This is a genomic window from Luteolibacter sp. SL250 (assembly GCF_026625605.1).
GTDB lineage: Bacteria > Verrucomicrobiota > Verrucomicrobiia > Verrucomicrobiales > Akkermansiaceae > Luteolibacter.
Window position 1 is genome coordinate 560769 of record NZ_CP113054.1, and the last position, 25966, is coordinate 586734.

Below are 25966 nucleotides of genomic sequence, written 5' to 3' on the forward strand. Positions count from 1 at the left end.
AGGCTGGGACGCTGCGCTTTTTTGCCTATCCGGCGCGCTGCTGACGGAGGAGCTGCCGCTATTTCTGGTGCTCAATCAACCGGAGACGAGCCTGCATGAAGCGACAGGGCGCAGAGTATGGGCGCTTGCGGATTAAATTACTAAATTGCCTAATTTAATAATTTAATGGTTGACGGATGGTCGATCCGTCGCTTTGTTTGCGCCGTCGCCCGGTTCACCGCAGTGACGCACCCCAACCGCCACGTTCAATGAAACGCTCCTTCAAGTCCGACCACTCCACGCCCTCCGCAGCGGCCTGGATGTGTCGATGTGCTTGAAGCCGGGTCCGCGGCACCTTCGCCGCCCGCCCATCCCTTTTCCCGAGGAACTTTTCCTCACACCCGTTTTCCGGGGATTCCATGGTTAGTCAGCGTGATTGGAGATCCGCCCCGGTGACCCCGGGGCGGATCCTCCAACAAAGCCGGAACCCACCTCTGTTTCCTGAACCTTTTTAATCCTGTTTTATGAACCTTCCCTCTTTCCAATTCCTCCAACTTACCGAGTCCTCCGTCACCACCATTTCTTCACCGAAGCTCGACCTGATTGCGCGGACGTGGGAGCACATCGCCAGCCGCTACCTCCGCCGTCTGGAGTCCAACCGCATCCTCGCCGGGCGCGTCCGCTCGATCCGTCTGCTGGCGGTACATGACGCGATCCACGCGGTGATCGATCCGGGAAATGGCCACATCTACAAGAGTCCGTCCGAGGGCTACACCACGGAGGCGGCGTTCGCGGCGGCGGTCCGTGCGTCCCATGACGTGCTTGTGTCCGTGTTTGGTGATGCGGCCAGCATCAGCGACCTCGGCCACCTGCTGGAGGAAAGCCTGGCGCTTGTCGGCAACGACATCGAAAAGGCAGCGGGTGAAACCAGCGGGACGGAGAGCGCGGCGGCCTATCTCCAGGCCTTCGCACCGTTGCTGGTGAACCACCACACGGCGGTGCGCAGGGCACCCGCGCTCCGTCCGGTGTCATCGCGGGAACCCGCAGGGGCCGGTTGGCGCAGGTCCGCGTGACGTGGAAATGGCTCCAACCTCCGTCCGAGGCTTTCACCCGGTGGTGGAGGCTTCGTTCGGGGGTTGTGTCTCTTTTCCGGGAAATCAGCTGTTCTTCACCCGGTCCCACTCCTTCGTCCACAGAGGCAGCTTGTCCCCGAGGTCGGCGATGGGTTCGCACTTGGCGAAGACGGCATCCGGCGGGAACAGCACCTCGCTGCCGCGGAAGTCCTCCGTCAGGTGGGAATAGGCTGCGGAGTTCGGCGCGCGGTAGCCGATGGACTCCATGTTTTCCGCCGCGATCTCCGGTCCGCTCACGAAGTCGATGAACTGGTGGGCGAGCGCGGTGTTCTTCGCTTCCTTCGGGATGCAGAGGTCGTCGCAGGAGAAGGCGGTTCCTTCCTCCGGGATGAAAATGCGCATGTCCTCATTCTCATCCGCCGCCTGCATGAGGTCACCCGCGTAGCCCTGGACGAGGAAGAACTCACCGGAGGCGATGCCGGACTTGTATTGCTCGTTCTCGAACTTCGCGATGTTCTTCTTCCAGGCGATGGCAATGTCGGCGGCCTTCGCGAGCTGCTCCGGATCGGTGGAGTTCAGTGATTGGCCGAGCACCTTGAGCGCGGCGCCGAGGACCTCCCGCATGTCATCCAGCAGGGTGATGCGTCCTTTCAGGTCCGCCCGGTCGAGGATGGTCCAACTGTGCTTCGCGTCGCTGACTTTCGAGGCCAGGTAGCTGAGGCAGGTGGGGGCCGTCATGTAGGGGACGGAGATCTCCATCTTCGGGTCGAGCGCCTTGGAGAGATAGGTGGCGTCGATGTTCTTCAGGTTGGGGAGCAGCGCGTGGTCCAGCGGCTGTAGCAGGCCCTTCCGCTTCAGCGCCTGCACGGCGTAGGAGGAGGGGACCAGCAGGTCGTAGCCGGAAGCGCCCGCATCCAGCTTCGCGAGCATCGCCTCGTTGGAATCGAAGGTGTCGATCACCACGCGGCAGTTGTGGGCTTTCTCGAACTTCTCCTTCACCTCCGGTTTCAGGTAGTCGGACCAGGTGAAGATGGTGAGAGTCTGCGCGCCTCCGCTTTTCTTGCAGGAAGGGAGGGTGGAGAGGGCGGCGAAAGCGGCGGACGAAGCGATGAATCGGCGGCGGTTCATGGTGTTAGGGCGATATAGCATCAGGGGATGAAAGTGGAGCAGGAAACGCACCTAATTTTCCACCGGCCTCCGCAGCAACCGGTGGGAAAGGGCGACGGCGGCGAAGGTGACCACCAGCATGAGGGAGGAGAGCGCGTTGATGACCGGTAGGTCCTTGCTCTTTTTGATCATGGAATAGACCAGCGTTGGCAGGGTGTCCGCGCCGGGGCCTTTGACGAAGAAGGTGACCACGTAGTCGTCGATGGAAAGGGTGAAGGCGAGCAGTCCGCCGGCGAGGATGCCCGGGGCGAGCAGCGGCAGGGCCACTTTCGTGAAGGTCTGGATGCGCGATGCGCCGAGGTCCCGGGCGGCCTCCAGCAGGGTGAAGTCAAAGCCCTCCAGCCGGGCCAGCACCACCAGGGTGACGTAGCTCATGCAGAAGGTGATGTGGGCCAGCGTGATGGTGGACATGCTGAGGTCCACGCCGAGGGCGATGAACAGCAGCAGCAGGCTCATCCCCATCAGGATGTCCGGGATCACCAGCGGCACGGTGACCAGCAGGCGGTGGGCATCCTGCAGGCGGGAGCGGTGGCGGTGCAGCGCGAAGGCGGCGGCGGTGCCCAGCACCATGGATGCGATGGCGGAGAGGACGGCGATTTTCAGAGAAGTGCCCAGCGCGGTGATGATGTCATCCCTTTCCGCGAGGCGTTCATACCACCGGAGCGAGAATCCCTGCCACTTCGCGGCGAAGCGCGACGAGTTGAAGGAGTTCACCACCAGACCCAAGATGGGCAGGTAGAGGAACACCATCACGAAGATGGTGACGAGAAGCGGGGCGCGGCTCTTTCTCATGCTTCCCTCCTTTTCCGTTTCAGGGCCATGGGGGCCATCACCAGCAGGGTGAGGGCGGCGGAGAGCGCGGCGGCCTGGGGCAGGTTCCTGTCGCTGAAGTTCCGCTGGGCGATCTTGTTGCCGATCATCTGTGAATCCGCGCCGCCCACCATGTCCGGCACCACGTAGGAGCCCAGCATGGGGATGAAGATGACGATGAAGGCGGTGACGAGTCCCTGCCGGATGCCGGGGAGGAAGACGGAGGTGAAAGCGGTCACCGCCTTCGCTCCCAGATCACGGGCGGCGTCCAGCAGGCCGAAGTCGAATTTTTCCGCCGCGGCGAAGAGCGGCAGGATGGCGAAGGGCAGGTAGGTGTAGATGCTCACCAGGATGACGGCGAACGGTCCGCCAAGCAGCCGGTCGTTCTCCCCGAGCAGGCCGGTCGCGCGCAGCGTTTCCGCCAGCCAGCCCTGGGCATGGAGGATCTGCTGCCAGGCGAAGACGCGGATGACGAAATTCGTCCAGAACGGGACGATCACCAGCAGCAGCATGCGCGCCCGCCACGCCGGGCCCATCCGCGCCATGGCGTAGGCGACGGGGAGTGCGAACAGCAGGCATAGGGCGGTGACGACGGCGCTCACCCAGACCGTCCGCCAGAGCAGGACGAGGTAAGACGGATCGAGCAAGGCGCGGACCGCATCCAGGCTCCAGCCGGAGCCGACCTCGCCGCCATGGGCCGCCGGTTTGAAAGCGATGGCGAAGATCATCACCAGTGGGACGAGCACGAACGCCGTGAGCCAGAGGAAGCTCGGCGCGCTGTCCAGCCACTCGCGGGTGCGTCTCATGCTTCCGGCAGGGTCAGCAGGTTCTCGTCCTCCTCGCGGTATTGCTCCAACAGGTAGCCATCGTTCGCATGCCAGCGCAGCCAGACTTCGTCGCCCCATTTCGGAGGCGTTTCATCGAGCAGGAAGTTCCGGTGCTGGACCTCCGCGCAGAGCCTCAGTTCGCCGCAGCGGACCCAGTAGCGGGTGTGGGAGCCGAAGTAGATCACGTCTTCAATCTTTCCCCGGACGCTGTTCTCCAGCGGCGAGTCCGCGGGCTTCGCGCAGGCGACCATGATCTTCTCCGGGCGCAGGGAAAGGTGGACGCGGTCGCCCGCGCGGACGGGCTTGTCGTTGTCGATGATGATGGTGCCCAGCCCGTCCACGCCGCAGCGGGAGAAGCTGGAGTCGATCACACAGGTGACCTTTCCCTCGATGAAGTTCGTGTCGCCGATGAACGCGGCGACGAACGAACTACGGGGAGTTTCGTAGATTTCGGCGGGTGGTCCGATCTGTTCGATGCGGCCCTTGTTCATCACCGCGATGCGGTCGGAGAAGGACATCGCCTCGCCCTGGTCATGGGTGACGTAGATGAAGGTGATGCCCACCTCGTCATGGATGGCGTCCAGCTCCACCAGCAGGCGCTGGCGCAACTTCAGGTCCAGCGCGGCCAGCGGCTCGTCCAGCAGGAGGACCTGCGGCTTGTTCACCAGCGCGCGGGCGATGGCCACGCGCTGCTTCTGGCCGCCGGAAAGCTGGGCGGGCTTCTTGTCCGCGTGGGCGGAAAGGTCCACCAGCGCCAGCATGCGGTCCACCTCCCGTTTGATCTCCGCCGCCGGGCGCTTCGCGATCTTCGGCCCGAAGCCGATGTTGTCCCGCACGCTGAGGTGGGGGAACAGCGCATAGTTCTGGAAGACGGTGTTCACAGGCCGCTGCTCCGGCGGCAGGTGGGTGATATCCTTTCCATCGAGGAGGATCCTTCCGCTGTCCGGCGTTTCGAAGCCCGCCGCCATCCGCAGCAGGGTGGTCTTCCCGCACCCCGACGGACCGAGCAGGGAGAAGCTCTCCCCCTTGCCGATCTCCAGCGTCACATCGGCAACGGCGGTGAACGAGCCGAAGCGGCGGGTGACGTTCTCGAAGATCAGGTGGCCGGGCATTTTATGCGGGTAATGCAGCAGATTCCGCTCCCGCTGGAAACCTGGTTTTTGATAGGAGGTTGGGATGGGCCAGAAAGGATGGTATTCGCGGGGTTATCTGCCGCATCTGGATGTGGTTGGGGAGATCCAGGCGGTGACGTTCCGGCTGGGTGATGCTCTTCCTTCATCGATCATTGAGAGATGGCGGAAGGAAATCGCTGGGAGCGCTGGTCTCCAGACCGGCGAAAGTGAGGCCGAAAGACGCCGGTCTGGAGACCAGCGCTCCCAGCGTCTCAGGCTGCTCATCGCCCGGCATGAGGACGCGGGCCATGGCAATTGCATACTGAGGGATCCCGCATGCGCTTTGATCGTCCAGAATGCGCTGCTGTTCTTCGATAACGAGCGCTACCGGCTGATGGAGTGGTGCATCATGCCCAATCACGTGCATGTCCTGATAAAGACCATGGAAGGATACTCACTCGACCAGATCGTAAGAAGCTGGAAAGGATTCACCGCTAGGAAAATCAACGGACTGAAGGGTCTCACCGGCACGCTCTGGCAGAGAGAATACCATGACCGCTACATCCGCGATCTGGACCACCTGGCGAATGCACGGCTCTACATCAGGAACAATCCCGTGAAAGCCGGGTTATGTGGAAAGCCGGAGGAGTGGCCGTGGGGCAGCGCCGGATTCTCCGGTCATGAGCCGGTCTGAAGACCGGCGCTCCCGGCGATGGTTTCCAGTTCCTCCCACCGCGCGTAGATGGCGGCGGTCTTCGCTTTTGCGGCGTCGAGCTTCTCCACCAGGGCGGGGATGTCGTTGAAGTTCTTTGCCTGGAACTCCGGGTCATTGAGTTGGGCTTCCAGTGCGGAGACGTCCTCCTCGGCGGCGAGAATGGTGTCTTCGATCGACTCCAGTTCCTTCCGTTCCGCCAGCGTCAGTTTGCGGGGTTTTCCGGAGGAGGCGGCTGCTTTCTGTTTCGAGGCGGTGAGCTGGGCGTAGGCCGCGGCCTGGGCGCGCTGGGCGGCTTCGCGGGCCTGCCGTTTTTCCAGGTAGTAGGAATAGTTCCCCGCCTGGACGGTCACGCCGTCATCCTCGAAGGAGATGATCTGGTCGCAGATGCGGTCGAGGAAGTAGCGGTCGTGGGAAACGACGAGCACCGAGCCGTCGAAGTCCGCCAGCGCTTCCTCCAGCATCCGCAGCGACTGGAGGTCGAGGTCGTTGGTCGGCTCGTCGAGGACGATGAGGTTGCCGCCGTTCTTCAGAACCTTCGCGAGCATCAGGCGCGCGCGTTCACCGCCGGAGAGGAGATCGACGCGCTCGTTGATGCGCTGGTCGTTGAAAAGGAAGCGGCGCAGGTAGGAGCGGGCACCGAGTGTCTGGTTGCCGAACTGGACCTTCTCGTTGCCGTCCGAAATCTCATCGAGCAGGGAGCCGGTGCCATCGAGCTGCATGCGCGTCTGGTCGATGTAGTTCACCTTCACGCGCTTGCCGGTTTCCGCGCTGCCTTCGGTGGGCTGGATCTGGCCGAGGCAGAGCTTGAGCAAGGTGGTTTTGCCCACACCGTTGCGGCCGACGATGCCGGTGCACTGGCCGGGGCGGAGCGAGAAGTCGAGGTGGCGGAACAACCAACGGGGGTGTGCGGCGGTGCCCACGTTGACGCCCGCGCCTTCCAACTCGACGACGACATTTCCGAGATCGGGAGCAGGCGGAATGAGCAGGTCCATTTCCCGTTCCTCGGGCGGTGCCTCCAGCCCTTCGATGGCATAGAACTGGTCCATCCGGTGGCGGGACTTCGTGCCGCGTGCCTTCACGCCGGAGCGCACCCACTCCAGCTCCGTGCGGAGGAACCGCTGGCGGCGGCGCTCCGTCTGTTCCGCGATTTGCTGGCGCACCGCCTTCGACTCCAGATAGGCGGTGTAGTTGCCGGGATGGGAGTAGGCCTTGCCGTTGTCGATCTCGATGATGCGGGTGGCGATCACATCGAGGAAGTAGCGGTCGTGGGTCACGAAGATGACGGCACCGGGGAAAGTCTTCAGATAGTCCTCCAGCCAGCGGATGGACTCCGCGTCCAGATGGTTGGTCGGCTCGTCCAGCAGCAGGAGATCCGGCTGGCAGGCGAGCGCACGGCAGAGCGCGACGCGGCGTTTCTCACCACCGGAAAGCGGGGCGACGGGAGCGTCAAGCGGCGGCGCACCGAGGGCGGTGACGGTCGCCTTGATGCGGGCATCGAGGTTCCACCCATCCGTGTGGTCGATGAAATGGAGGAGATCCGCCAGTTCCGCCTCGGAACCATCGCCGTTCTCATAGCGGCGGATGGCGTCCACGATGTCAGCCGCTCCGGCTGCGATGTTCTCGTGGACGGAGAGGGTGGGATCCAGTTCGAACTCCTGCGGCAGATAGCCGACGCGGATGCCACGGCGCAGGGAGATGTCCCCGGAGTCCGCCTTCTGCTGGCCGGTGAGGATCTTCAGCAGGGAGGTCTTTCCGCAGCCATTCCGCCCGACAAGGCCGACCTTCTCTCCGGCGGAAACCGCGAGCGTCACGCCATCGAGGAGGTTCTGGTATCCGTAGGACAGGCGGATTTCGTTGGCGGAAAGCAGGGACATGGACGGCGGAGGTTGCCTGCGAAGCGGGGAAACGTCCATCGCGGAGATGCGGGAGATCGGTGCGACATTCCATGGAGGCAGTGGTTGCCGCGTCCCGCGGCAGTTTTCCTCCGCAGATGGATTTCAAATGGTCGGGGCGGCGGGATTGCCTGCGCTTCGCTCCGGCCAAGCGGGATGCGGCTTCGCCGATTTTTCTCTGAGGATGCTGCGAGCATCCGGAGGCTTTCGAACCCGACTCCGCTTCGCTGAGTTTGGGTTCTCGTCCCGCCTCGGGCAGAATGGGCGGGTGGAGTTGCAGGGTCGGACGGGTGGTTCCCTGCGGATGATTTCCGAATGGTCGGGGCGGCGGGATTCGAACCCACGGCCTCTTCGTCCCGAACGAAGCGCGCTACCAGGCTGCGCCACGCCCCGACACTTTCGGCGTTCTTCCCAAGGGGAACTGTCCGGCCCCAATCTTGGAATTTTCGCCGCCGGTGCAAGCGGAAATTTTCGCTGTAGCGGTACCGGAATCGCTATCTCGTGGCCGCGTTTTCAGGGGAAGAAATGCCGGAGCGCTTCCATGGCTCCGTGGGCGTGGGCGGTGGTGCAGGGGTAGCCGCCGGTGGCGGCGATTTTCCGGCGGATGGCCTCGACGGCGTTGGCCGGGCAGGCGGCCATGCCGGCGTGGGCGGGGTCGAGCATTTCGAGGTCGTTGTGGCTGTCACCGATGGCGAAGCAGCGGTTCGGGCCTAGGCCGTTGAGGCGGGCGATCTCGGAAAGGCTGCTGCCTTTCTGGTAGTCCCGGTGGCCGAAGCGGAGGTAGATGGAGTTGCGCTGCCAGCCGAGGCGTGGCTCCGCCGCTGCCAGCGGGGTGATACGGCTGAGGATCCATTCCATCTCCTCATCGCTCTGGGAGATGATGCCGGCGGGGTCGCCCTGCAGCTCGATCCACTGCGCGCCGGTGTTTTCCTCAACTTCCTTGCGGATGGTCTTGAGGAGCTTTTTGGTGCTTTTGAAAAGCCGGTGGATTTCCTTCTCGCAGGTCTTGTTCCACTTTTCATGGGGCAGCCAGCGACCGAAGGGATTGGGGAAATAGATCTCACGTTCCCGGGCGACGACGTAGTCGGGGAGGAAGGGGAAGCGGCTTTCGATGAAGCCCTCCACCATCTGCGCCATGGACCGCCCGGTGTTGATGCCCCAGACCGCGCCGTGGGTCCCGCGCAGCGACTCGATGAGCGTGAAGAACTCTCCGGGCACCGGAGGCTCCGCCGCGGGATCGTGGAGGGTGCCGTCGAAGTCGAATGACAGGATGGCGGAGGGGGAGATGGGTGGCAGGGCTCGCATGGTGGGACGCGCTCAAAGGTCGATGGCATCCACCACGCTGTCCACGATGGAATGGACGATGTCCGTGGAGAGGTGGTCCGCCATCCCGGAGAGCGTCCGGCGCATGCCGAGCAGGGAGAACACGATGAGGAAGCCGCCAGTGATGATTTCCACCAAACGGATCCAGTCCTCCTCGAATGGCCATCCGGTGCCGGCGGACACCAACAGCAGCACCGCGGCAACCCCCATGGCGATGCGGGGGGAGGCGGGAAGGACCTGGACCTTCAGCGAGAGGATCTCCTCCCGCCGGAGGGAATGGTGGAGTTTCCCCGATTTCCTGATGGCCGCCTTTACCGCGCGGCGTCGGATTGACTCTACCCGGGCGGCTTTCATCGGGTGTGTGAGGATGCGTCCGGCTCAATCGACCGGACGGCCCTTCCGGGCGAGCCAGATAGGCTGGAGGCGCGGCTTCTTCGCGTTCGGGGAGACGGGGACGGTGTGTTCCGCCACGTCGAATCCCGCCTGTTGCAGGCGCTTGTAGATCATCGCGTTCGGACGGGAGCTGGCAATGGCCAGCAGGCCGCCGGGCTGGAGCGCTTGATAGGCGGCGGCGAGCCACGAGCGGTCCTCCGGCCACGGGCGGTTCTTCGGATTGAGGGGGGCGGCATCCATATGGATGAGGACGGCGTGCAGGGTGCCGCTCTGGCGGGCCAGCGCGGACGGTCCGACATCCGTCTCCAGGGAGACGCGGGCGTCCGTCTTGAACGCGCCGTCCGGGATGTGACGATGATGCCACGCGGGAATCTCCGGAAGCGGCTCGATCACGGTGAAGCTGCCGCGCTTCTGCGGCAGTTCCTTCGTGATGGCGTCGAGCGCCTGGCCGAGTCCGAGTCCGATCAGCCAGATCTTCGGCTGCCGGGCGGGGCGGAATGGCGCTGCAGCGAGGAATGCCAGCTCCTTTTCCGCCGCGGCGGTGGATGGTCCACAGATCTGCTGGCCATGGACTAACAGATAGAGCCGGCCGTCATGTTCCTGGAGGAGGAGGTTCGTCCCGTCCTGCAGCGTGGTTTCTTCGAGGTTGTTTCTTGGCTTCATCGAGCTTGCGGCTTGCTTTCTTGACGCAGTTCTAGTAGATGGCGGGTACTATGTCCACAGAACCTGCTACTCCCGTGCCGGGTGCCGACAAGAAAGTCGTCGCCGGAATCCTCGCCATCCTGCTGGGCGGCTTCGGCGTCCACAAGTTTTACCTCGGCTACACGAAGGAGGGGGTGATCCAGCTCCTGCTGAGCCTCGTCTGCATCGGTGGCATCATCGGTATCATCGAGGGGATCATCTATCTGACCAAGAGCGACTCGGAGTTCGTCGCGACCTACATCACCGGCCGCAAGGGCTGGTTCTGACGCCCCGGAGAGGGCTGTTCGGTTTTTGACCTGTTTTCCAAAATGAAAACCCCGGCCGGATGGCCGGGGTTTTTCGGTATGGGTTTTTCAACAACAGATCGTTTCCGGAATCAAAGGCTGGCCTTGAGGACGGAGGATGGCTTGAAGCCGACGGACTTGGAGGCGGCGATCTTCATGGACTCTCCGGTCTTCGGGTTGCGGCCCTGGCGTGCGGCGCGCTTTTTCACCTCGAAGGTGCCGAAACCGATGATCTGGACCTTCTTGTCTTTCTTGATGCCCTTGGCGATGGAGTCGAGGACGGCCTCGACGGCTTCGTCGGCGGCGCGCTTGGTGACGTCTTTTCCGAGGGCTTTCTGGACGGCTTCTACGAGTTCGGCTTTGTTCATGGCAGACGTGTTTGTGAGAAGGGCCCGGAAAATTGGCAAGAGAAAAGCTGATAGCCCGCGGGAGAATTTTTCCTAGAGGCTGCTTGACTTTCAGGGGGGGAGGGACGTATGCGCGGCCCTCCGGGCGGGGCGGGGAGGGGATCGCGGGGGCGGCGCTGTTTCTGTTAGATTCTGTTAGATCGGGGGTGCCTGGATGAAGCGCGGGTGGCTTGACCGCCGTGCCAGCATGTGGGGATGCAGGGTACGCCACACGGGCCTGATGTCCTGGAGCGCGGGGTGTCCGCGGTCCAGGCCGCGGCGCGCGCGGTGCCGGAGGCGGATGAGCTGGATGCGGAGCTGTCCGCCGCGGAGCGTGCGGCCGCGCGGGGGTATTTCCTGCCGGATGAGGATGATGCGGTGAGACTACGGTATTTCCAGTATTTGTCCGTGCGGGGGGCGCTGCTGGTGACGCTGGAGGACCTGGCGGAGGCCGCGGGGACGGGCGGTGGTGACTGGCGTGGCAGGCTGCCCGTGTTCGTGACGGCGTTCGCCGCGGCCTGCGTGCTGATGCGCGCGTCCGGGTACGTGGTGAGGCTGGCGAAGGACCGGCCGGTGGTGTGGAAGAAGCTGGATGAGGGGAATGAGGCGGCTGGCATCCCGCGGAAGACGTTCACCGCCCTGTACAAGTCCGTCTCGTCCCGGAGGAACTGGCAGCGCTTCATCGCCGCGGCGGATTTCTATTTCCGGAACCGGGATGAAATCAGATCCCTGGCGGCGGATCCGGTGGTGGGGCGGATGGTCCTGTTGCTGGAAACGGAGGAGCCCACGATCGAGCGGCGGCGGCGGGAGGCGCTGAAGCGCTTCATTTCCTACCGCTGGTTTTCCTTCCTGAGGAGGCACCGCTCCGCGTGGCGGCAGGTGATGTTCGGGCTGTTCAAGGTATCCGGCAGTGCCATCGCGGAGCTGAGACAGCCGGGTATCAAGCCATCCGGGGCGCCAAAACGGATCTCAGACCGTCTGCGGGAGGAGGTGCTGGCGAAGGCGAAGCCGGGGGACGTCTTCGTCACGCGGCACGATGATGCGGTAAGCAACCTTTTCCTCCCCGGATTCTGGCCACACGCCGCACTTTATCTGGGTACCTCCGCGGAGTTGCGGGATCTCGGGCTCGCTCCCGGCCTGCCGGAAGATGGCTCCCGGTGGTTCCTGGAGGCGAAGAAAGATGGCGTGCGGCTCCGGGATTGCGCGGAAACCCTCGCGGTGGATGCCTGCGTCCTGCTGAGATCCCCGCTCGGCCCGGATGAACTGGCGGTCGCGGTGCGGCGGGCGCTGCTCCACGAGGGGAAGCCCTACGATTTCCTCTTCGACTACCGTTTCCAGGATGTGGTGGCCTGCACGGAGGTGATCTACCGTGGATTCCACGGGGTGGGTGTGGTCGTCTTCCATCTTGAGGAAGTCGGTGGGCGGCTCTGCCTGCCGGCGGAGGAGATGCTGAACCAGGCGCTGGATGTTGGTTTCAAGGTCATTGCCGCGGCCGGGATCGGCGGCGGCAAAGTTCTGACCGGGATGAAGGCGGAAGTGGCCTTCCATGGCAGCCGCCAGCCATTGTAAAGTTAAGTTAAATAGCTGGAATTCAAACGTTTGTCCGAGCTTGTGAAAAATTTCACAAATAGGCCTTGCGAAAGATCTGGACGTTATCATATGACCCACGCGCCCGACGCAATCGGGCTCACTTTCATGCGATTTTTCCTCACCTCATCGGCTGTCTGGCTCACAGGCCTCATCTCCGCTTCCGCGGCTGCAGGTGGTCATCATGCTCTGCCGCTCGACGCGCAGCGGCTTCATGAGACCCTCCCGATCAACAACTCCATCCTGATGGTATGGATTGCGGTCGGGTTGATCGTCCTGTTCTGCAAGGCTGCCACCCACAAGCTCGCTTTCATCCCCGTCGGCATCCAGAACGTGGCGGAATGGGCGGTGGAGTCCCTCTATAACTTCCTGGAAGGCCTGATGGGCGCGCACCTCACCAAGCGCACGTTCTGGTTCTTCGGCACGATCTTCTTCTTCATCCTGACCTCGAACTACCTGGGTCTGATCCCCGGTGTTGGAACCGTGGGCCAGCATCTGGTGGATGCCGAAGGCCACCACGTCGGCTTCCTGCCATGGCTGCGTGGCGCCAACGCCGACCTCAACATGACTGCGGCGATGGCCTTCTCCTTCGCCGCCCTCTGGTTCTACTGGGCGATCACCGAGAACGGTGTGAAAGGCTTCCTTTCCCACATCTTCGCGCCGAAGGGTGTCAGCGGCATCCTCTTCTGGCTGATGGTGCCCCTCTTCTTCTTCGTCGGCATCCTCGAGGTTGTCTCCATCGGCATCCGCCCGGTCGCCCTCAGCTTCCGTCTCTTCGGCAACATCTACGGTGGTGAGCAGACGCTGGAAGCGCTGATGGCGCTGGTCCCGATCAAGTGGCTGCACTTCCTGCCCGCCCTGCCATTCTACTTCATGGAGCTTCTGGTCGGATTCGTCCAGGCGCTCGTCTTCACCCTTCTTTGCGCCATCTTCCTCAAGCTGATCTGCGACCACGGGGATCACGACGAAGCGCATCACTGAAAATTTCAGTGGTCTGACCATGGCAATGACCGTGGGGGCCGCCGGAAACCAACATCAAACACAACACAAGATAATGTTCACCAAAGCATTCGCAGTCGCCGCCGCAGCTATCGCCGGTGGTATCGGTATCGGTCTCCTCGGCGCCAAGGCCGCTGAAGCCACCGGCCGCAACCCAGGTGCAGCCACCCCGATCCTCGTGATCTCGATCATTCTGGCCGCTCTTATCGAGGGTATCTTCATCCTCTCGGCCTTCGCTGTTCCGTTCTAAGTATTGCAAGTCCGCACACGCCCGATGAGGGCGTGTGCGGCACCCTTCTCCGCCGAACCCTCACGATATGAATCTCCTGCTCGCCGCCGCCGCTGACAATCCAAACGTCCTGGAAGGAATCTCCAAGACCTTCGGTTTGAATGTGCCTTTCTTCGCCGCCCAGGTGGTGAATTTCATCCTCGTGATCTGGGTGCTGAAGAAGTTCGCCTTCGGCCCGATCGGCCAGATCCTCAGTGAGCGCCGCGAGCGAATCCTGGCTGCCGAAGAAAAGGTGAAGCTCATCGAAAAGCAGCTCGCCGAGTCCGAAATCACCACCGCCGCCGCCATCGCCAAGGCGAACGAGGACGCTTCCCGCCTCATCAACGAAGCGAAGGAAAGCTCCGCCGCATTCTCCGCGCAGAAGACCCAGGAAGCCATCGCTTCCGCCCAGCAGATCCTCGCCAAGGCCGAGACCGCCGCCCAGGCGGAGCGCGCCGCCATCAAGGCGGAACTCAAGGCCGAGTTCGGCCGTCTGGTGGCCGCCACGACCTCCCAGGTCACCGGCAAGGTCCTCAACGACGACGACCAGCGCCGCATCAACGACGAGGCGCTCGCCAAAGTCGAAGGCTGATCTTCCTCCACCCTTTCCGCCGCGCCTTCATGAAAGTTTCGAAAACCGCCGCCACCGCCGCCCGCCGCCTGTTCGGCCTCAGCCACACCGACGGCAGGCTGGACAACAACAAGCTGCGCACGGTTTTCACCCGGCTGGCCGAGGACAGGCCGCGCGAATACCGCGCCATCCTCGCCGCCCTCCACCGCCTGGTCCGTCTCGATGTCGAGAAGCGCAAGGTGACCGTGGAAAGCGCCGTTGAACTGGACCCCACCACCCGCCAGCGGGTCTTCAACGATCTTGCCCGCAAGTATGGCAACGATCTGGATGTCCAGTACCTCGTCAACCCCGTCCTCCTCGGAGGACTCCGCATCCGCGTCGGTGATGACGTGTTCGACGGTTCCGTCCAGGGCCGCCTCGACCGCCTCGCCAAAGCATTCTGATTTCCGACCCTTCCGCCACCGCCAACCAGACCCGTCTCCCATGAGCAGCATCCTCCAAGAACTCGAACAACAGATCGCCGGCATCACTTCGTCGGTCGAAAAAACCAATGTCGGCATCGTCCGCCAGGTCGGTGACGGCGTGGCGAAAGTCGAAGGTCTGTCCGACGTCTCGCTGAACGAAATGATCGAGTTCGACGGTGGTGTCACCGGCATCGCGCTCAACCTCGAGGAAAGCGAAGTGGGTGTCGTTCTTCTCGGCGACTACTCCGCCGTGACCGAAGGTGCGGAGTGCCGCAGCACCGGCAAACTTCTTTCCGTTCCTGTCGGTGAAGCTCTCCTCGGCCGCGTGGTCAACGCCATCGGCCAGCCGATCGACGGCAAAGGTGAGATCGCCGCCTCCGCCAACTACCCGATGGAGAAGATCGCCCCGGGCATCATCAAGCGGAAGTCCGTTTCCGTCCCGGTGCAGACTGGCATCATGTCCATCGACGCGATGATCCCGATCGGCCGTGGCCAGCGGGAGCTGATCATTGGTGACCGTGCCACGGGCAAGACCACCATCGCGGTGGACACCATCATTTCCCAGGCGATCCAGAACAAGGCCGCCGAACAGGGCAAGCTGCAGAACCACAAGCCGCTGTATTGCATCTACGTCGCCATCGGCCAGAAGCTCTCCAACGTCGCCCGGACCCAGAAGATCCTCGAAGACGCCGGTGCGATGGAATACACCACCATCGTCTCCGCCTCCGCTTCGGACGCTGCCGCGATGCAGTTCCTGGCTCCCTACGCCGGTTGCGCCATCGCCGAATACCTCATGGACAAGGGTCAGGACGTCCTGATCGTGTTCGATGACCTTTCCAAGCACGCCGTGGCCTACCGCCAGGTGTCCCTGATCCTCCGCCGCCCGTCCGGCCGCGAAGCGTATCCGGGTGACGTGTTCTACCTCCACAGCCGCCTTCTCGAGCGTTCCGCACGCCTCTCCGAGAACGCCGGTGGTGGTTCCCTCACCGCACTGCCGATCATCGAGACCCAGGCTGGCGACGTGTCCGCCTACATCCCGACGAACGTGATCTCCATCACCGACGGCCAGATCTTCCTCGAGACCGACCTCTTCTACCAAGGCATCCGCCCCGCGATCTCCGTGGGTCTCTCCGTGTCCCGCGTGGGTTCCGCCTGCCAGACCAAGACCATCAAGTCCGTCGCCGGCACCACCAAGCTGGACCTCGCCCAGTTCCGCGAGCTGCAGGCCTTCGCCCAGTTCGGCTCCGACCTGGACGCCTCCACCAAGAAGAAACTCGACCGCGGTGCCCGCATCGTGGAGCTCTTCAAGCAGAACCAATACAGCCCGCTCTCCATGGAGCTGGAGTCCGTGTATCTCTTCGCGATGCAGAACGGCTACTTCGACGACGTCGCCGTCGCCGATGTGAAGCGCTTCCAGCTCGCCCTCGGTGAATTCCTCACCACCCGCAAGAGCGAGCTCCTCGACAAGATCCGCAACGAAAAGCCGGATCTCAAGAAGGACGCGGCCTCCGTGGACGCCGTGAAGCAGGCCATCGCCGACTTCAAGACCTCCTGGAAATAATCCGTCTCCCATTCACCGGTTCCCCGCTTCCTGATTCTACCTTTCTCCCAAAATGGCAAACCTCCGCGACATCCGCCGGCGCATCAAGTCGGTCAAAAACACCGCGCAGATCACACGCGCGATGCAGCTTGTCGCAGCCGCCAAGATGAAGAAGGCGCAGGACCAGGCGCTGGCAGGCCGTGACTACGCGACGCAGCTCAACGGTGTCCTCCAGGATATCAGCGAGGGCTTCAGCGAGACGACCCACCCGCTTCTGGAAAAGCGTGAGGGCAACCGCGAGCTGGTCTTGGTGATCTCCACCGACAAGGGCCTCTGCGGACCACTCAACACCAACCTCTCCCGCAAGCTCCGCGATGCGGTCTCCCCGGATGCGGACTACGTGACCGTCGGGCGAAAGCTGCGGATCATGCTGGAGAAGCTGGGCAAGGAGATCATCGCCGACTTCTCGGTGAAGGACCCGGTTCCGTTCGCGGATGCCCGTGCCATCGCCAAGCTGCTGGCAAAGCAGTTTCTCGACGGCAAATACGACAAGGTCTCCATCGCCTACACTAGGTTCGTCAACACCCTCAGCCAGACGCCGGAAATCGTCCAGCTCCTGCCGGTGGAACCTCCGACCGGGTATGCGGACGCGACGGATACCAACGAGTATCTGTTCGAGCCGACCACGGAGGAAGTGCTGGGCGCGATCCTGCCGCTCTATGTGAACTTCCGCGTGTTCCAGGCGCTCGTCGAATCCCGCGCTTCCGAGCACTCCGCACGGATGGTCGCCATGAAGGCCGCCACGGACAACGCGAAGAAGTTCATCAAGGAACTCACCCTCGAATACAACAAGCTCCGTCAGGGCGCGATCACCGCCGAGCTGCTTGAGATCACCACCGCCATGAAGGCCATGGAATAGACAGTTTGCTAGTTGTCAGTGTTCAGTTTTCAGAGAAGACCGAATGCTGGCACCTGCTCTCCGCTCCAAGCCTACCACTGAAAACTTCAAACTGAAAACTAGCAAACTCCCTCTCCCATGAGCAACCAAGGAACCATCGTCCAGATCATCGGCGCCGTCATCGACGCGGATTTCTCGAAAGCCGCCAAGCTGCCTGAAATCTACAACGCGCTGGAAATCCAATACGTCCTCAACGGTGTGGACACCAAGCTCGTGCTCGAGGTGCAGCAGCACCTTGGTGACGGATGGGTTCGCGCGGTCGCCATGTCCACCACGGACGGCCTGAAGCGCGGCATGTCCCTGACGGACACCGGCAAGGCCATCGCCGTGCCGGTCGGCAACCAGGTTCTGGGCCGTATCTTCAACGTCACCGGTGACCTCGTGGACGAGAACGTGCCGCTCGCCGACGCGAATCTCCGCTCCCCGATCCACCGCCCCGCTCCGACCCTCTCGGAGCAGTCCGCCACCGCGGAAGTCCTTCCAACCGGCATCAAGGTCATCGACCTCATCTGCCCGCTGCTCAAGGGTGGCAAGGGCGGCATGTTCGGTGGTGCGGGCGTCGGCAAGACCGTCGTCATCATGGAGCTCATCAACAACATCGCGAAGGCGCACGGTGGTTTCTCCGTGTTCGCCGGTGTGGGTGAGCGGACCCGTGAGGGCAACGACCTCTACTGGGAAATGATCGAAGGTAACGTCATCGCCACCGAGAAGGACGAGAACGGCCACGTGAAGCTCAACGCCGACGGCACTCCGGTCCTCGCCGAAGGGTCGAAAGTGGCCCTCTGCTACGGCCAGATGAACGAGCCTCCAGGCGCCCGTCTCCGCGTCGCGCTTTCCGCGCTGACCATGGCCGAGCACTTCCGTGACGAAGCCAACCAGGACGTGCTCCTGTTCGTTGACAACATCTTCCGTTTCTCCCAAGCCGGTTCTGAAGTGTCCGCGCTTCTCGGCCGGACGCCATCCGCCGTGGGTTACCAGCCGACCCTCTCCGAGGAAATGGCCGGTCTCCAGGAGCGGATCACCTCCACCAACAAAGGCTCCATCACCTCCATCCAGGCCGTGTACGTCCCTGCGGACGACCTTACCGACCCGGCTCCGGCGAACACCTTCGCCCACCTTGACTCCACCGTCGTTCTTGAGCGCTCCCTCGCTGAGCAGGCGCTCTTCCCGGCCGTGGACCCGCTCGCCTCCACCTCGAAGGCACTCGCCCCCGAGATCGTCGGTGAGGAACACTACCGTGTCGCCCGTGGCGTCCAGCAGGTGCTCCAGCGCTACAAGGACCTCCAGGACATCATCGCCATCCTTGGTATGGACGAGCTGTCCGATGCGGACAAGATGACCGTCTTCCGCGCCCGGAAGATCCAGCGTTTCCTCACCCAGCCGTTCCACGTGGCGGAAGTCTTCACCAACGTCCCCGGCGTGCTCGTCTCCATCGAGGACACCGTCAAGGGCTTCGCGGAGATCCTCGACGGCAAGCTCGACACCGTGCCGGAAGGCAACTTCTACATGAAGGGTGGCATCGACAGCGTCGCACGCGACTGAAATCAAGTTTGCTAGTTTTCAGTGTTCAGTTTTCAGGAGAGAAAGACTCCGAAAATTGAGCCTGAAAACTGAAAACTAGAAACTGAAAACTTATCCATGTCTCTCCACCTCGAAATCGTCACCCCTGAGAAGAAGATCTTCTCGGACTCCGTTGATAACGTCTATCTGCCCGGTGCGGATGGCGAAATGGGCATCCTGCCCCAGCACGCGGGACTGGTGACGGCGTTGAAGGCCGGTGAGCTGCGCTACCAGAAGGGCGGCGTCACCTCCACCCTGGCGATCGGCTCCGGCTTCGCAGAGGTGGACCAGAAGAAAGTCATCGTCCTGACGGACTCCGCCCTCGGTGAGGACGAGATCGACGAAGCCGCGACCGAAGCCGCCATGAAGCGCGCCGAGGAGCAGCTCGCCGGTGTCGAACACAGCCTCGACGCGGAGGAAATCGCCCACCTGCAGAACGTCATCGCCCAGGCGGCGGCGGCCCTGCACTTCAAGCGCAAGCACCGGAACTGATTCCGGGGGACACAAATTCCGAACCAAAGGCGGCGGTCATCACGACCGCCGTTTTTGTTGCCGGGAGTCATTTCACGCCCAGCCGGGCTTCGTGCGCCTTCTTCCACTCCGCGCCCAGCTCCCCAACGGACTTGCCGGTCCATTCCTTCCACAGATCCTCGGAGTAGCCTCGGTGGATGGACAGGTTGAGCTTCCGCATGAGGTCCTTCTCATGGTTGCGGATGACCCAATCCATGAAGTTGGCGCTGATGCGGTAGCTGCCGTCGTATTTCGCGCGGCTGACGTTGCCCTTGGTGATCTCCGCGCCTTTCACCTCCGGTTCGTAGAGGAACCAGCGGATGTAGTCGCACGCGCCCTCCGTGACCCAGGTCGGCGGGCGTTCGATCTTCGGGCGTGGATCTCCCGCGAACTGGACGACGTGGACGATCTCGTGCACGGCACAGCCGATCGCCTCGCCGGTCTTGTTGTCGCGCATGAAGCTCGCGTTGAGCGTGATGCGGTTGCCGGTCGCATAGCCCGGCACTCCCTGTGCATGTCCCGGCAGGTTGGTGGCATTCTTCAGCGCGAAGTGGACTGTGTCCGGAGGCGTGTAGCCATCGACGGGGATCATCCCGATGATCTTCGGATACCAGATCTCCATCACGGGGATGAGCTTCTCCAGCGTCCACTGCCGGAGATCGGGCGCCTCGGTGGAGTCGAGGATGTAGCGGTATTTCCCATCCTTTGAGGCGACCGTGTCCACCTGCTTCCGCGGGATCTCCTCGGCGGGTGCATCCGCATCGATGACATCGATCTCGTTGTAGAACGTGTTGGAGAGGGAGTCTGCGGGGTCCGGCCGCTTGATGTCGAAAAGCAGGTGTCGGAATTTGTTCTTCCTGAGGATCTCACTCTCGATGGAAACCTGATGGCCCGGCCCACCGCCCGTCCGTGTGTCCGTCGTGTGGATGAGCTGCCAGCCACAGGAGGTAGGATCGACATCGCGCTTCGGTGAGCCGGAGAAATCCGCCGCTGTTCCCTGGGAGGCGTAGAGCTGATAGACTTGGGGCCCGCGTGAACCGGGGTGGAGGGAGGAGGTCCGGATGGTCCGGATCCGGATGGCCGATCCCAGGTCGATGGAGATCCGGCCGCCATCGGTGCCCGGGGCGAAGAAGAAGCTCGCACGCGGATCGTCGTCTTTTGTGGGCGGTTTGCCGTCGTGGAGAACTTCGGGGGATCCACTGTTCCGGTCCGCGGTGCCATCCACGATCTTGAAGGTGGCTTCCGTCGCCGCGTCATTTTTCGCCGGCAGGAAATCCTGGGCATAGGCCAATGCGGGCGACAACAACGCGAGGAGACCGAGGGAGCGGAATCCGAGTTTCACGAGATGGAAGAGCAGGCCGTTCCGATGCCGGAGGGTCAGCGGGCCACGGTTGTCAGGAAGTGACGACATGGGGTCATGTTACCAGCGTTCATCGGTGCGCCAATGATTATGAGTGATGCGTAGAATCGCGGTGCGGTTGTAGGTATCATTCCGTTTCCAGCATCTGCCGTATCTCTTCGTTGAAGCGCTCCGCCACGGCCTTCTCGAAGGTGAAAGGAAACACGGAATCCTCCAGATTGACCACGAACCGGTCCTGCCTGAACCAGTGATTTTCTTCCGCCTCGAACAGGGGGAGCAGACTCACTGTCCCGATCATCATCATACCGAAACAAGGGATCAGCGTGCGGACGAGGATGTCGTTGTCCAGGCGGCGCTGGAAGGAACCGAACGAACTTCTGAACGCGACGGATACCAACGCGATGAGACCGGGAACCAAAAGGATGGGGATGAAATAAAGCGTCACCTTGTCGAACGTCTGTCGTGTGACACACCACCCGATCAAAGGGACATGAATTGTGGCGGCGGCCAACGCAATCCAAGTGATGACCGTCGACCATCCGCGCCCGAGTCCGAAGAAAGAGGCTCTGAGCCGCATCCGCCCCCGTGCGGCCAGGATGGCCGCCGTCACCATCATGATGAACAGGGAGGCGAAATGGGCGGCGGGCATGAGGCCGTACGTGCCCGTCAGGTTGAACTCCCGCGCGCCGTAGGGAGTAAGGCGTGAAATCGCCATCACGTAGGCGACGGGAAATACGAAAGAGATCACCGCGATGATCGAGTAGTCCTTCCAATCCAGCAGTCGGACGATCTGCCTGCCCGTGGTCCGGATCATCCGCGGTGCGGTGGCGTGGTGAATCATCAGGATCCCCGAAGAGAGTCCAAGCAGGACCCATGGGGCCACTGTTAGGGTGCGCGAGAGAAAGGCGTGGTCCGCGTAGGAGGTCGGCAGAAGGAGTTGCTCGTCGAGGGGAGGTGGTTCCTCCACCAGATTGCTAAGCATGGCAATGTACTCCATTCCAATTCCAGTTCTGATCACGAGAGATTCGCGTCCCGTCTTTGCTTCGGTTCTGGCCTTGCGAGCGGCGGTTCTATTCTTCCAGTCATCCAGGATGGAGAGATAACGCTTCTCCTCCGCCTCCAACCCCAGGGTTCCTGCGGAAAGCGCCAGGGATTCGCTGATCTGCGTGATTTAGCCCAATAAAATCACGCAGTTGATCAGAGTGGGATCATGGTCCGCAAGTCGTCGCTGCCAGTAGGTCTCGGTCATGCCGGCCAATCTGATGAATCCATCCCGGTCCCCACTCAACGCGAGCCGCTGGGCTTCCGCACAAATGGCACGGCTCAAGTGGTGCAGAGAGCTTCCGGGGAAAGGTGATGAGAATATGAAGTTGGAAGAGCGCAGCCGCTCTTCCCGGGTGGACCAGAGCAGCAGGGTGGTTCGTTTTTTGATCGCTTCCTGTAGATGGCTTTTGGCGGCGGGTTTCGCTGTTGCATCGGCGAGTGCCAAGATGGCTTGGGAAAGCTTCGCCGGTCCCTTGATCTCCCAGGAATCAGGATGCGGCTTTTCAGACATCTTGACCGAATTCTTTGCGAGCCACGAAGCGTTGAAATAACCGAAGATTGCGTTGTTCGGATCAACCTTGCTGGAGAGATCCTGGAGATCCGGAGGTAGAGCGGATTTCTTATCCACATACACCCTCACATACTCCCCCAGCATGACCGGATCCTTATCCGCCATCCGGCGGAGGTGGAGGAGCCTTTCCTCGGTGGTCATTCCGGCCGCCTCCCCGAACAGGAATGCCTCTTGTTGGCGGGTCCAACCCCTTTGCCCGAGTCCCTTCCGGGCGTAGGCCAGAAATTCCTCATCGTCTTCCCAATCGTGATTCATCATCCGGTAACAGAATACGCCGCTGGTCACGTGGGACGTTCCCACGGAAAGGCTGAGGATCAGGACGACACCCAGCAGGATCCATCGCCACAGTTCGGGGTGGTTGGATCGCTTCACCTTGGCAAACCGGCCGAGCGCACGGCTCACCGTGCTTTCATCCGCTGTGGTGAGGCATCCGGCAAGTTCACGGCGGGCGGCGATCCGGAGTTCCAGATCGGGAATATCGCCCACAGTGGCATCGAGGAGGGCATCGTGGCTTTCCGGCATGAGGGGAAGGATTAGCGGATGGGCGCGAGTGGGGCAATGCGGAAGCGTCTCTTGATCCCGGCGGCGGAGTCGCCTTTGAGAATCTGGTAGGGTCGGACCGGCCCCGGTCCGCCGTGGCTTCCGGTGGATAGGCCTCCGGCATCTCTAACAGAAGAGATGTCAGAGGCCTGACCGCTTTACAGCTTCGGCGCGCCCGGCCTTTACAGGGCCGCCACGCCCTACCTTTTTGTTAGAAGTTCCATTCCACGCTGGCCCACAGCGCGCGGGGTCCGGCGATGCTGCGTGTGCCGTCGCTGGCAAGGCCGGTCATGATTTCCTCATCGAAGAGGTTCTCCACCCGCAAGTGGTAGAGTAGGTTTTCCGATGCCTCCCACGTCGCTCCGATGCGCGCGCTGGTGTAGTCGCCGATGCGGCGCTGGGCGAGGGCGTCGTCGAATTGGGATGCTCCGTATTCGTAGCCTGCGGTGAGCGTGAGGTGTTCGATGGGTCGCCAGTCGAGGCCCGCGATGACCCGCAGGTCCGGTGCCTGGGGAAACGGCTTGTCCTCGAGCAGGGGCTGGCCCTTTGACTCGCGAAAGCTTGTCTCGGTCCAAATGCCATCGAGCCGGAGGGTAAGGTCATCGGTTGCCTTCCATTCGGCGCCGACCTGGGCACCGAGCACGCGGGCTTCATCGACGTTGCGCCGCTGCGAGCCGGAACCACCGGCGGGGATGGTGCCGAAGATCGCGGCGATCTCCGCCGGATCCGTGACGGGGACGTTGGCGATGGCATCCCTGATCCAGTGATGGAAAAGGGCGGCGCGGAGGGTGAGATCATCCGCTGGCTTCCATTCAAATCCGCCCTCGATGCTGATGAAGCGCTCCGGGTCGAGCGCGGCATTCGCCTCCACGATGTCATTCTTCACCCGGAAGGGCCGGTGGAGTTCGTTGAGCGTGGGGAGGCGGAAGCTGGTCCCGGCGGAGACGAAGGCCTCCAGCCGGTCATTGAACGCATGGCTGAACGCGAGCGCGAATGACGGCTCGATGCCATCGCGGTCCGGCAGGCGGTCGTTGCGGAGGGGCGCGCCGGTGAGGAGGGATTCCTCGATCCGGCGGCCATCGCGCAGCCACCAGGCATCGAGGCGTGCGCTGGCATCCAGGGTGGTCCGCGTGTCGATCTGATAACTGGCGGCGGCGAAGATCCCGGCGAAGCTCTGTTCACCACCCGCCTCGCGGCCGCGGGTGAACCGGCCGGCCATGAAGGTCGCGTGCTCGTTCGTTTCTCCCTCAATGTGGCGGAAATCCACGCCACCCGTGACGGCCCACCTCCCGCCCGGCTGCCAGTGGAGGGTGAGCGCGCCGCCGGTGCCGGTGGCGGGGACGTCATGCTGGTCGAGCGACGGGTTTTCCGTGCTGCGGGTGGCATCGACGGAGCTGAAGAACGAGGAAAAACTACGATGCTGGTAGTAGCCGAGCGCCTGCCAGGACAGCATGGGATCCTCCCCCGTGACGCGCAGCGCCAGGTCCAGTGCCTCCGTGGCATTCCCGGTGAGCGGCGTGCCGTTGCCGCGTTCCTCCTCATACCATGAGATCATCGGCTCGATGGTGAGACCGGGCCGCGGCTTCCACGCGAGCTTCAGGTCCGTGCTGAACAGCTCAAGATCCAGCCTGTGGTCCACGGCTCCGCGCTGGCTTTCCGCCACGCCGAAGAACCCGTCGGAACGCAGGGCGGACGCGTTGAAGGAAACGCCCACCGTGCCGTCGTCATTGACGAACTGGTTTGCCGTGGAGGCACCCAGGGTCCCGTGGCTGCCGCCGCCGAGCCGCAGCGTGTGTGCCTCCGTGAACGTATCCCGTGAGGAAAGCTGGACCACCCCGGCGGGGCTCTGGTTCCCCCAGACGGCGGCCTTTGCGGAAGGGATGATCTTCACGGAGTCCACCGCCGCCGCATCATAGCGCGCCCAGTACACCCAGCCTCCGAAGGGATCATTTTGCGGGATGCCATCCAGCAGGACCAGCGTGCGGGACGCGGCGGTGGCCCCGGTGTTGCGCAGGCTGACCCCTGCGGACGTGGGATTACCGAAGAGGGCGGTCTGCCTGCGGTAGAGCGAGAAGGACGGCTCCGACGAAAGCATCTCATCCAGCGTGCGGGGGGAGCTTTCGCGGATGGCGGCGCGCTCCCACTCCGCGAGCGGCGCGGCGGTGGATGACGTGGACGGAAGGCGCTCCGCCATCACGGTGATCTCGGGCAGCTCCCGAGCGGCGGCGGGGAGGGCGGTGATGAGGATGCAGGCGGCGCGCTTCATGTCATGGGACATCCATCCCGGATGATCGGAGGATGGTTTCGTGAACCACGATGTCGTGCATTGCGTCCCATGCCAGCGGTTTTTCCCCGCGGATCGCCTTTGCCATGTCGATGAACTCGGCGTCGTAGCGTCCTTTTGGCACCTCCACCTTCAGCGTGTTGCGGCCTTTCCGGTGGGGTGGATGATCCTCCGTGAGGGAGAGGATCACGTTGCCGGACTCCAGCGGGGATATCTCCATGCTGCCCTTCGTGCCGATGACATGGAAGGCGCGGTGCGGCGAGCCGAACGGATCGGCATGGTTGCAGCGCAGCGTGGCGGTCGCTTGCGGGTAGGAAAGCACGGCGAGCTGGTTGTCCTTCATGCCGTCATCCCGGGTGGGGGTGGAGAAGGAGTGGACGGCCTGCGGCTTGCCGAGGAGGGTGACCACGGCGTCCGTGAGGTGGCAGGCCAGCTCGAACATGCCGCCACCGGGCAGCGACGCGAGTTCCTTCCTTAATCCCGCTTCCGCGAGTTTGCCCATGGCGGCGTCGATGCTGGTGATCTTTCCCAACCAGCCCTCGCGGTGGGCCTGGAACAGCAACTGGAACGCCGGGTTGTAGCGCAGCATGTAGCCCATCTGCAGGTGCAGGCCTTTTTCCTGCGACAGCATGCGGAGTTTCCGGAAGTCCGCGTGGGAGAGCGCCCCTGGCTTGTCGAGATGGACGTGCTTGCCCGCCTCCAGGCAGCGAATCGTCATGGCGGGCGCGTCCTCCAGCAGCGTCTCCACCGCGATGAGCTTCACATCGGAGGAAAGGAGTTGGTCGAGGGAGAGCCGCGGCAGGTCCGCATAGGCCTTGTTCTTCGACCCGCGTTGCCACAGCGCGTCATCCGGCTCGCAGATGCCGGTGACCTGATAGAGATCGGGCAGGTTCCGCATGGCCTGCATCTTTCCGGAGGCATGGGAATGCCCCGTGCCGATCTGCGCGGCGGAAATGCGCGCGCCCGCAGGCTGCGCCGCCGCCGCACCGGCACCCGCGAGGGCAAGCGCGGTGGTGGAAAGGAACTGGCGGCGGTGCATGGTAACGT

Annotated in this window: 28 protein-coding genes and 1 tRNA gene; 13 read left to right on the forward strand and 16 right to left on the reverse strand. The window is 62.9% G+C overall.

Annotation, left to right across the window (positions count from 1 at the left end; genetic code table 11):
• Positions 1 to 503: 503 nt before the first annotated feature.
• Positions 504 to 1052 (forward strand): hypothetical protein, encoded by a 549-nt coding sequence (locus tag OVA24_RS02520; RefSeq protein ID WP_267673210.1) that lies wholly within the window; start codon positions 504 to 506, stop codon positions 1050 to 1052.
• An 84-nt stretch (positions 1053 to 1136) separates the two neighbouring features.
• Here OVA24_RS02520 and OVA24_RS02525 read toward each other — a convergent pair whose 3' ends face one another.
• From OVA24_RS02525 to OVA24_RS02545, 5 genes are all read right to left on the reverse strand, one after another.
• Positions 1137 to 2180, reverse strand: coding sequence for an ABC transporter substrate-binding protein (locus tag OVA24_RS02525; RefSeq protein ID WP_267673212.1), 1044 nt, complete (start codon positions 2178 to 2180; stop codon positions 1137 to 1139).
• Positions 2181 to 2231: 51 nt separating this feature from the next.
• The gene (locus tag OVA24_RS02530; RefSeq protein ID WP_267673214.1) at positions 2232 to 3011 is read right to left on the reverse strand and encodes an ABC transporter permease; all 780 of its coding nucleotides are present in this window, start codon (positions 3009 to 3011) and stop codon (positions 2232 to 2234) included.
• On the reverse strand, positions 3008 to 3835 hold the full coding sequence (locus tag OVA24_RS02535) for an ABC transporter permease (RefSeq protein ID WP_267673215.1): 828 nt from the start codon (positions 3833 to 3835) through the stop codon (positions 3008 to 3010). Before OVA24_RS02535 ends, OVA24_RS02530 begins: the two co-directional genes overlap by 4 nt.
• Positions 3832 to 4968: an ABC transporter ATP-binding protein gene (locus OVA24_RS02540; protein ID WP_267673217.1), complete on the reverse strand. Its 1137-nt coding sequence runs from the start codon at positions 4966 to 4968 to the stop codon at positions 3832 to 3834. Before OVA24_RS02540 ends, OVA24_RS02535 begins: the two co-directional genes overlap by 4 nt.
• Positions 4969 to 5131: 163 nt before the next feature.
• Positions 5132 to 5278 (reverse strand): hypothetical protein, encoded by a 147-nt coding sequence (locus OVA24_RS02545; protein ID WP_267673219.1) that lies wholly within the window; start codon positions 5276 to 5278, stop codon positions 5132 to 5134.
• A 33-nt stretch (positions 5279 to 5311) separates the two neighbouring features.
• Between OVA24_RS02545 and OVA24_RS02550 the strand changes: the two genes are divergently transcribed.
• A complete protein-coding gene (locus tag OVA24_RS02550; protein WP_267673221.1) occupies positions 5312 to 5662 on the forward strand; it encodes an REP-associated tyrosine transposase in 351 nt (116 codons plus the stop codon).
• Here OVA24_RS02550 and OVA24_RS02555 read toward each other — a convergent pair.
• The 5 genes from OVA24_RS02555 to OVA24_RS02575 form a co-directional block, all read right to left on the reverse strand.
• Complete coding sequence (locus OVA24_RS02555; RefSeq protein ID WP_267673222.1) at positions 5647 to 7557, reverse strand: ABC-F family ATP-binding cassette domain-containing protein; 1911 nt, start codon at positions 7555 to 7557, stop codon at positions 5647 to 5649. The two genes, OVA24_RS02550 and OVA24_RS02555, sit on opposite strands and share 16 nt — an antisense overlap.
• A gap of 334 nt (positions 7558 to 7891) precedes the next feature.
• Positions 7892 to 7968, reverse strand: a tRNA-Pro gene (locus OVA24_RS02560).
• Positions 7969 to 8088: 120 nt separating this feature from the next.
• Positions 8089 to 8880: an HAD family hydrolase gene (locus tag OVA24_RS02565; RefSeq protein ID WP_267673224.1), complete on the reverse strand. Its 792-nt coding sequence runs from the start codon at positions 8878 to 8880 to the stop codon at positions 8089 to 8091.
• 12 nt (positions 8881 to 8892) lie between these two features.
• Positions 8893 to 9252, reverse strand: coding sequence for a hypothetical protein (locus tag OVA24_RS02570; RefSeq protein ID WP_267673225.1), 360 nt, complete (start codon positions 9250 to 9252; stop codon positions 8893 to 8895).
• Positions 9253 to 9276: 24 nt separating this feature from the next.
• Positions 9277 to 9954 carry a hypothetical protein gene (locus OVA24_RS02575; RefSeq protein WP_267673226.1) on the reverse strand — a complete coding sequence of 226 codons (678 nt, stop codon included), beginning with the start codon at positions 9952 to 9954 and terminating at the stop codon, positions 9277 to 9279.
• 50 nt (positions 9955 to 10004) lie between these two features.
• Between OVA24_RS02575 and OVA24_RS02580 the strand changes: the two genes are divergently transcribed.
• Positions 10005 to 10259, forward strand: coding sequence for a TM2 domain-containing protein (locus tag OVA24_RS02580; protein ID WP_267673228.1), 255 nt, complete (start codon positions 10005 to 10007; stop codon positions 10257 to 10259).
• A 110-nt stretch (positions 10260 to 10369) separates the two neighbouring features.
• On the opposite strand, the gene OVA24_RS02585 is transcribed toward OVA24_RS02580, so the two are convergent.
• A complete protein-coding gene (locus OVA24_RS02585; protein ID WP_267673230.1) occupies positions 10370 to 10645 on the reverse strand; it encodes an HU family DNA-binding protein in 276 nt (91 codons plus the stop codon).
• Positions 10646 to 10879: 234 nt separating this feature from the next.
• Here OVA24_RS02585 and OVA24_RS02590 point away from each other — a divergent pair, with 234 nt between their 5' ends.
• The 9 genes from OVA24_RS02590 (at position 10880) to atpC (ending at position 19102) form a co-directional block, all read left to right on the forward strand.
• Entirely contained in the window at positions 10880 to 12232 is a 1353-nt protein-coding gene (locus OVA24_RS02590) for a YiiX/YebB-like N1pC/P60 family cysteine hydrolase (RefSeq protein WP_267673232.1), read from the forward strand.
• A gap of 126 nt (positions 12233 to 12358) precedes the next feature.
• Entirely contained in the window at positions 12359 to 13231 is an 873-nt protein-coding gene (atpB, locus tag OVA24_RS02595; RefSeq protein ID WP_267673234.1) for a F0F1 ATP synthase subunit A, read from the forward strand.
• Positions 13232 to 13304: 73 nt separating this feature from the next.
• Positions 13305 to 13499 carry an ATP synthase subunit C-like protein gene (locus tag OVA24_RS02600; protein WP_267673238.1) on the forward strand — a complete coding sequence of 65 codons (195 nt, stop codon included), beginning with the start codon at positions 13305 to 13307 and terminating at the stop codon, positions 13497 to 13499.
• A 67-nt stretch (positions 13500 to 13566) separates the two neighbouring features.
• Positions 13567 to 14109, forward strand: coding sequence for a F0F1 ATP synthase subunit B (locus OVA24_RS02605; RefSeq protein WP_267673240.1), 543 nt, complete (start codon positions 13567 to 13569; stop codon positions 14107 to 14109).
• A gap of 29 nt (positions 14110 to 14138) precedes the next feature.
• Positions 14139 to 14531 carry a F0F1 ATP synthase subunit delta gene (locus tag OVA24_RS02610; protein ID WP_267673242.1) on the forward strand — a complete coding sequence of 131 codons (393 nt, stop codon included), beginning with the start codon at positions 14139 to 14141 and terminating at the stop codon, positions 14529 to 14531.
• 40 nt (positions 14532 to 14571) lie between these two features.
• Positions 14572 to 16113 carry a F0F1 ATP synthase subunit alpha gene (gene atpA / locus OVA24_RS02615; RefSeq protein ID WP_267673244.1) on the forward strand — a complete coding sequence of 514 codons (1542 nt, stop codon included), beginning with the start codon at positions 14572 to 14574 and terminating at the stop codon, positions 16111 to 16113.
• A gap of 52 nt (positions 16114 to 16165) precedes the next feature.
• Positions 16166 to 17011 (forward strand): ATP synthase F1 subunit gamma, encoded by an 846-nt coding sequence (gene atpG / locus OVA24_RS02620; protein WP_267673246.1) that lies wholly within the window; start codon positions 16166 to 16168, stop codon positions 17009 to 17011.
• Between the two features lie 117 nt (positions 17012 to 17128).
• Positions 17129 to 18592, forward strand: coding sequence for a F0F1 ATP synthase subunit beta (gene atpD / locus OVA24_RS02625; RefSeq protein WP_267673248.1), 1464 nt, complete (start codon positions 17129 to 17131; stop codon positions 18590 to 18592).
• A 96-nt stretch (positions 18593 to 18688) separates the two neighbouring features.
• Positions 18689 to 19102 carry an ATP synthase F1 subunit epsilon gene (atpC, locus tag OVA24_RS02630; RefSeq protein WP_267673249.1) on the forward strand — a complete coding sequence of 138 codons (414 nt, stop codon included), beginning with the start codon at positions 18689 to 18691 and terminating at the stop codon, positions 19100 to 19102.
• 67 nt (positions 19103 to 19169) lie between these two features.
• Here the strand turns inward: atpC and OVA24_RS02635 are convergent, their stop codons facing one another.
• From OVA24_RS02635 to OVA24_RS02645, 3 genes are all read right to left on the reverse strand, one after another.
• Positions 19170 to 20531 carry a basic secretory protein-like protein gene (locus OVA24_RS02635; RefSeq protein ID WP_267673251.1) on the reverse strand — a complete coding sequence of 454 codons (1362 nt, stop codon included), beginning with the start codon at positions 20529 to 20531 and terminating at the stop codon, positions 19170 to 19172.
• 76 nt (positions 20532 to 20607) lie between these two features.
• Positions 20608 to 21462, reverse strand: a complete 855-nt coding sequence (locus OVA24_RS02640) for a hypothetical protein (RefSeq protein ID WP_267673253.1) — start codon at positions 21460 to 21462, stop codon at positions 20608 to 20610.
• A 189-nt stretch (positions 21463 to 21651) separates the two neighbouring features.
• On the reverse strand, positions 21652 to 22200 hold the full coding sequence (locus OVA24_RS02645; protein ID WP_267673255.1) for a hypothetical protein: 549 nt from the start codon (positions 22198 to 22200) through the stop codon (positions 21652 to 21654).
• Positions 22201 to 22380: 180 nt separating this feature from the next.
• On the opposite strand from OVA24_RS02645, the gene OVA24_RS02650 reads away from it, so the two are divergent.
• Positions 22381 to 22632: a hypothetical protein gene (locus tag OVA24_RS02650; protein ID WP_267673256.1), complete on the forward strand. Its 252-nt coding sequence runs from the start codon at positions 22381 to 22383 to the stop codon at positions 22630 to 22632.
• A 214-nt stretch (positions 22633 to 22846) separates the two neighbouring features.
• Here OVA24_RS02650 and OVA24_RS02655 read toward each other — a convergent pair whose 3' ends face one another.
• Positions 22847 to 24913: a TonB-dependent receptor gene (locus OVA24_RS02655; RefSeq protein WP_267673257.1), complete on the reverse strand. Its 2067-nt coding sequence runs from the start codon at positions 24911 to 24913 to the stop codon at positions 22847 to 22849.
• Complete coding sequence (locus OVA24_RS02660) at positions 24903 to 25958, reverse strand: Gfo/Idh/MocA family protein (RefSeq protein WP_267673258.1); 1056 nt, start codon at positions 25956 to 25958, stop codon at positions 24903 to 24905. The genes OVA24_RS02655 and OVA24_RS02660 overlap by 11 nt, the downstream gene beginning before the upstream one ends.
• Between the last annotated feature and the right edge of the window lie 8 nt (positions 25959 to 25966).